Below are 6,364 nucleotides of genomic sequence, written 5' to 3' on the forward strand. Positions count from 1 at the left end.
TCGCTCAGTGAGCGCTGAGGACACCAATATGATAAAATAACCTCAGTGAGATTAATCACGTTTAGAAAGGGTGAACCATTTGGATATTTTTCATCAAGATGGTAAAAAATCAGGCTTTAATATAATTAAAGGCGATTCAACGAAGGGACACGGCGGTTTTGGTGCCGGATTAATTAACTTGGATAATATGTCTCCCGTTATCGTTGATGTCGAAGCAGGTACGGCCCAAGTTGATATTGGAGCGCTTCATGCCCGCAGTGATATTGAGCGGAGAATCCGTTTTTCAGCAAATAAAGAAGATCTTCAAGGCGGCGGGAAAAAGTACTGGCTCGTCTGGGTGAACACGGAAGTGACAAAAGACGGACCACGCTACTCAGGCGCCGCAGCTGCCGAAATGATCATTCACCGCGAAATTAAGCGCGGATATAAAGTACTCGCCGATCATGTGAATAAAATGGATAAAGCGCTCAAAGGCAAAGTTGTCCTTGATGAGATGGATGCTCAATCGAAAAAAGTACTCCGTGACTTTTTAATCAGTGTCGCGCCGAAGCAATGGGAACAGGCAAATCCTGAACTGAAAGCTCAGCTTAATGCAGAATAACGGCTGTCAAGATTAAAAATGCTGAATCAGCAGAATCCCAACGATCATCAACACGAGACCGGCGGCACGAGGTCCGTTCAACCGGTGCACAGCGACGCCGAACCAGCCGAAGTGGTCGACGATCATGGCGAGAATCATTTGTCCGCAAAGTACCGACACCACAGTTAATGCGGAGCCGAGTACCGGAAGCAGCAGAATATTGGATGTGACAAAGACGACGCCGAGCATGCCGCCCGTCCATATCCATTTCGGTGCACGCGGGATCATTTTCAGATCTACTTTTATCCTGTGATCGACGAGCAGCGTGAGCAATGCCAGAATACATGTCCCAATCGTGAATGAAATAAGCGAGGCAATAAATGGCGATTGAACGGCATAGCGGACCTGTGTATTTACTGATGTCTGAACAGGGGATGCCATTCCCGCAACTACTCCCCATAGGAGAAATAAGATACCAAGCAAATAGTTTCTTTGCTTCATGCTGTCTCCATTATCTTGCAGGCGACTCATCGTACTTGAATTGTTTTGTTGTTTCATGATGCTGTCTCCTTAGAATTTCTTGATTAAAAACACGCCGACGAACATACAGGCAATACCGATCAGGCGGGGAATATTCAATTCGTGCACAGGCACGTTGAACCAGCCGAATTGATCAATGGCGATCGCCATAATCATTTGCCCCACCAATGTAGCGACTACAGTCAAGGCTGCGCCAAGCCGTGGAAGCAGCAGGATATTTGTTGTCAAATAGAAGACGCCCAGTATGCCGCCCCCAATCCAGATCCACCACGGGTGAGTGAGGAAAGACTTCGAAGCGAAGGTCAGACGATGATCGATAGCAAGTGATAGGATCACTAAAGTCAGTGTCCCGGTGAAAAAAGAAATAAACGAAGCGAGAAATGGCGAACCGGCTTCTTTGCCAAGCCGAGAATTAATTGACGTCTGGACGGGTATAATGCCACCGGCAATTAAACCGCCAATTAAAAATAAAATGATCATTGTTGTGACCTCTCATCTTTTGCTTAATGGTCTAAGTATAAGAGAAGATCTTCGCAATTGAGAAATAAAATGAATTATGATTGGAAAAAAATTTTCAAATTCAAACAGAAACAGACCTTCTCGCGATTGAACGAAAAGGTCTGTTGGTTTATCGGAACCGTTTACTTGCCAGTGAACTGAAATAATTTCAAAGCTCGCATGACCGTGTTTATTTCCACCAATGAAACAAGCGGTCTAGAAAGCTGCGCTGCTTCTTCTGTTTTTGTTCAGGTTTTGATTTCGCCTGACCGCAATAGGCAGTGGGCTCGGTTCCTTTAATAAAATAGGTTGGCCGCCCGGTACAGCCCTTGCCGGCACGCAGCCCGCTTTTCGGATCAATGCTGACACTTACAACGCCTTTGGGCGGTCTGAACGAGTTCTTCGGCTTTCCCTCAAGCGCCGTCTCCATAAAGTGGCTCCAAATCGTTTTCGCATAGCCTGTGTCCGGGTATGTACTGATTGTTTCGCCTTGATCATAGCCGACCCACACGGTGGAGACCAGATCCGGTGTAAATCCTGCCATCCAGCTGTCCGTAGATGTCGAACCGGTTTTCGCGGCCATTTTATGGGTCAGCCATCCGGATACTTGACTCCCGGTTACATGTGTGTACCCATTTAAACGACGATCAAAAATGCCGGTCATCATCTGGGACAGAACGAATGTGGTTTGCCGATTGAGTACCTGCTTTTTTGATGGCTCAGATTCATACAGGGTTCGTCCATTGGCATCGGTCACCTTTGTAATGAACGAAGGCTTCACACGTGCGCCTTGATTTGCGAGCGTTGCATAACCGCGGGCGAGTTCCAGGACACTGACCGGTTTTGAACCGAGCGCAAGTGACGGGATCGGTGCGAGTGCACTTGTAATGCCTGCCTGGCGAGCAGCCGCAACCATTTTTTGCATGCCAATGGCTAAATGGGTCTTAACGGCGAAGACATTGTCGGAAAGGGCAAGTGCTTGTTCCATCGTAATCGGCTTGTTGGCGTAATAACCGCCGAAATTATTCGGTGCGTAGCTCGCATGTCCGTTGTCAAAGGTGAACGCTGTCGGCGCGCTTTTTAAACGAGTTGCAGGCGTAAAGCCGTTGCGTAAAGCCGCGTAATACAGAAAAGGCTTGAATGCCGATCCGGGTGCGCGTTTTGCATTCGTTGCCCGGTTATAAGGACTGTTTTGATAGTTGCGCCCACCGACCATTGCCACAACTCCTCCGGTTTTAGGGTCCAATGCGACGAGAGCCGTTTGAAGTTTGGATTTGTCCGGAATGGTGTGATTGACCCAGAACTCGGCTGTTGCTTGTGTTTCGTTATCCAATGTTGTGTAGACCTTGAGGCCTCCGGATGCCAGCTCTTTTCGACTGATGTGAAGCTGCTCGGTCAGCTCATGCCGTACTGCATCCTGAAAATAGGGTGCTTTCTCCACGGTCTTCGCTTTTTTCTTCTGCGCAAGCTGCAGTGGCGATCGGAAGGCAATTTCCGCTCTCTTTTTTGTCAAGTATCCGGCCTTTACCATTGCATTTAAGACGACCTTTTGCCGACTTTTCGCCTGATTATAATTCTGAAACGGTGAATAAAGACTGGGACCATTCGGAATACCCGCAAGCATACTCGATTCGGCAAGGGACAGATCCTTTGCGCTTTTATTAAAATAGATCTGCGAGGCGGCTTCAATTCCGTAAGCACCGTGCCCATAATAGATCGTGTTTAAGTAGCCCTCCAAAATGTCTTTTTTCGATTCATTCATTTCCAGACGAACCGTGTAGAACATTTCGGAGAATTTACGCAGCCATGTTTTATCATTGGTTAAAAAAACATTTTTCGCATACTGCATCGTGATTGTACTTGCCCCTTGTGCTTTGCTGAAACTGCGCATGTCAATGAAAATGGATTGAGCGATTCGCCGGATATCGAATCCATGATGGCGGAAAAAACGCCGGTCCTCAATAGCGAGTGTCGCTAGTTTAATCGATGGGGCCATCTTGTCATTGTCGATCCATTCCTTATTGGTCGTATCCCATTTTCCAATATATTGGCCGCTATGGTCATAGAAAACAGCGGGACGGGCAACGGGAATGTCCATGGGCCCGGCAATCTTGGCAGATATGAGCAGCCCGACGAAACCAATCAGCAGGAGCAAGGGACAAAGTGCTGCGATTAAGAACGTCCATCGCGTAATCACATGCTTTCTTTTTCGGATCCTCATGTCAAAGTGCATCGATCAGTACCTCCTCAATCCGAAAAAGCAGGCAGCCTTGAGGTGCCGTGCGTGCTTTCAATTTTTAGTACTCATTATGGAAAAAGCGGCTGTATTCTAAACATTGAGTGGCATAAAGTGCAAATTAGAGTATAAATACAAGAAAAAAATAGAATCCTGGGAAAAATAGCGGGTTAACCTTGCTCACAGATAGTCAATCTTTTATAGTAGTATAAGTATGGAGACGAGCACGGATGAAGGAAGGCGGCCGCATGAAGACGCGCAATGCTGAAATCGTTTTTACAAGCCGGATGAGTGATCCGGGCGAATCGAACCGTCAGCAGAAAACGACCACAGTGGTTCGGGGAAAGGTTGGGGAAAGCGGATCCAGCCTTTATCTTGTCTTCAGTGCCAAGATCGCGGACGTTGGCCAGGCCGACTATACCATTCGAGTCAGCGGCAGCGAAGCGTTGATCTTGCGCAAAGGTGCTTTGCCGATGAGGCAGCCGCTCATGGTCGGGCAAACCATAGCAGGTACATACGACACGGAATATGGCCGCATGGAAACAAAGGCTGCCGCCGAAACCATTGATTCCATCACTGACTCTTCGGGTGATTCGGGATCAGTACGGATTGTCTATGCATTGAGCATTCAAGGACAATCGGTTGGGAGAATGACGCTCGACTATCATTATAGGGCCAGCTTATAAACGCGAGGGCAATTTCTTTTTTTGCCCTGTGCAACTATAGAAAACAATGCAAGCGATGCATCAGACGCAATTTTGGAGGTTATAGAGAATGACGATCGTGGAACAAGTCAAGAATCAGTTAAAGGAAGAAATTATAGAAGCAGTGGTCAAGGCGGGGCTTGCTGCACAAGAGCAGGTACCGGATGTTGTGCTTGAGGCACCGAAAGACAAAGCTCATGGGGACTTCGCAACGAATATGGCGATGCAGCTAGCGCGGATTGCGAAAAAGGCGCCGAGAAAGATTGCCGAAGAATTAATTGCAAGTTTTGATAAGAAAAAGGGACATATCCGCAAAATTGAAATTGCAGGACCGGGTTTCATCAACTTCTTCCTTGATAATCAATACCTGACGGATTTAATTCCAACAATTATTGAAGAAGGCGATGCGTACGGTGCATCGAATACCGGTGCCGGAAAGAAGATTCTTGTCGAATTTGTTTCTGCCAATCCGACTGGAAGTCTTCATCTGGGACATGGGCGAGGTGCGGCAGTCGGCGATGCGTTATGCAAGCTGCTGAACAAGGCCGGATATCAAGCGGTACCGGAATATTACATCAACGACGGCGGCAACCAAATCACAAATTTGGCGGTCTCACTTGAAGCGCGGTATCTCCAGCAATTGGGGCAGAGTGCAGAAATCCCGGAAAACGGTTATCACGGTAAAGACATTATTGACTTGGCGAAACGGCTCGTCGAAGAATACGGCGATTCATTATCAGCAAAACCGGAGGAAGAGCGCATGCGTTTCTTCCGCAACTTCGGCGTCGAACATCTTATGGGCGGCATCAAAAAGGATCTTGCAGATTTCCGTGTCCATTTTGATAAATGGTTTTCTGAACGTTCTTTGTATGAGGATAATAAAGTTGAAGCTGTGCTCGATTATTTGAAAAATAAGGGCGAAACTTATGAAAAGGACGGCGCTTTGTGGCTGAAAACCACTGAATACGGTGATGACAAGGATCGCGTACTCGTCAAATCGGACGGCAGCTATACTTACTTTACGCCGGACATTGCCTACCATAAAGATAAGCTTGATCGCGGCTTTGAACAGCTGATTGATGTACTCGGTGCAGATCACCATGGTTATGTGCCGCGTCTGAAGGCAGCCATTCAATCGCTTGGCTACAACCCGGATCAATTAACCGTCCAGATCATTCAGCTTGTGAATTTATTTAAGGACGGAGAAAAGGTCAAAATGAGCAAGCGTACAGGCAAAGCAGTGACGATGCGCGAACTGATGGAGGATGTCGGTGTCGATGCCGCACGCTACTTCTTTGCTATGCGCAGCTCGGACAGCCATCTTGATTTCGATCTTGATTTGGCTATTTCTCATTCAAATGAAAATCCGGTTTACTATGTGCAGTACGCCTATGCACGCATCACGAGTATGCTGAAACGCGCGGAAGACTTTGAGCATGACAATGTCGCAGAACTTGACTTGAATCTGCTCTCAGGTGAAAAAGAAATTGATCTGTTGAAGAAACTTGGCGATTTTCCTGCGGTTGTTGCGGACAGTGCGCAAAAATTGTCAATCCAGCATATTCCTTCCTACTTATTTGAACTTGCTTCATATCTGCACAGCTTCTACAATGCAGAGAAGGTGCTCGATGAAAGTAATGTGCCGCTCAGCAAGGCTAGAGTTGCTTTAATGAAAGCCGTTCGCACGACATTGAAGAACGGAATGGAATTGATCGGTGTACATGCTCCGGAAAAAATGTAATGACGAAATAGAGAAAACAGCCTCCCGTTTTAATCGGGGGCTGTTTTTTCTCACATAAATTAAGA

Annotated in this window: 6 protein-coding genes; 3 read left to right on the forward strand and 3 right to left on the reverse strand. The window is 47.0% G+C overall.

Annotation, left to right across the window (positions count from 1 at the left end; genetic code table 11):
• Nucleotides 1–70 precede the first annotated feature (70 nt).
• Complete coding sequence (locus tag AC1MBV_RS10810) at nucleotides 71–601, forward strand: YwhD family protein (RefSeq protein ID WP_255748765.1); 531 nt, start codon at nucleotides 71–73, stop codon at nucleotides 599–601.
• A gap of 12 nt (nucleotides 602–613) precedes the next feature.
• On the opposite strand, the gene AC1MBV_RS10815 is transcribed toward AC1MBV_RS10810, so the two are convergent.
• From AC1MBV_RS10815 to AC1MBV_RS10825, 3 genes are all read right to left on the reverse strand, one after another.
• Nucleotides 614–1,081, reverse strand: a complete 468-nt coding sequence (locus tag AC1MBV_RS10815) for a DMT family transporter (protein WP_255748832.1) — start codon at nucleotides 1,079–1,081, stop codon at nucleotides 614–616.
• A 69-nt stretch (nucleotides 1,082–1,150) separates the two neighbouring features.
• A complete protein-coding gene (locus AC1MBV_RS10820; RefSeq protein ID WP_480948234.1) occupies nucleotides 1,151–1,600 on the reverse strand; it encodes a DMT family transporter in 450 nt (149 codons plus the stop codon).
• 208 nt (nucleotides 1,601–1,808) lie between these two features.
• Nucleotides 1,809–3,851 (reverse strand): transglycosylase domain-containing protein, encoded by a 2,043-nt coding sequence (locus AC1MBV_RS10825; protein ID WP_255748767.1) that lies wholly within the window; start codon nucleotides 3,849–3,851, stop codon nucleotides 1,809–1,811.
• A 233-nt stretch (nucleotides 3,852–4,084) separates the two neighbouring features.
• On the opposite strand from AC1MBV_RS10825, the gene AC1MBV_RS10830 reads away from it, so the two are divergent.
• On the forward strand, nucleotides 4,085–4,540 hold the full coding sequence (locus AC1MBV_RS10830; RefSeq protein ID WP_255748768.1) for a YwiB family protein: 456 nt from the start codon (nucleotides 4,085–4,087) through the stop codon (nucleotides 4,538–4,540).
• Between the two features lie 88 nt (nucleotides 4,541–4,628).
• On the forward strand, nucleotides 4,629–6,299 hold the full coding sequence (gene argS, locus AC1MBV_RS10835) for an arginine--tRNA ligase (protein ID WP_480948235.1): 1,671 nt from the start codon (nucleotides 4,629–4,631) through the stop codon (nucleotides 6,297–6,299).
• Nucleotides 6,300–6,364 lie beyond the last annotated feature (65 nt).

The sequence above is a fragment of the Sporolactobacillus sp. PKPK-6 genome (genome assembly GCF_056678885.1).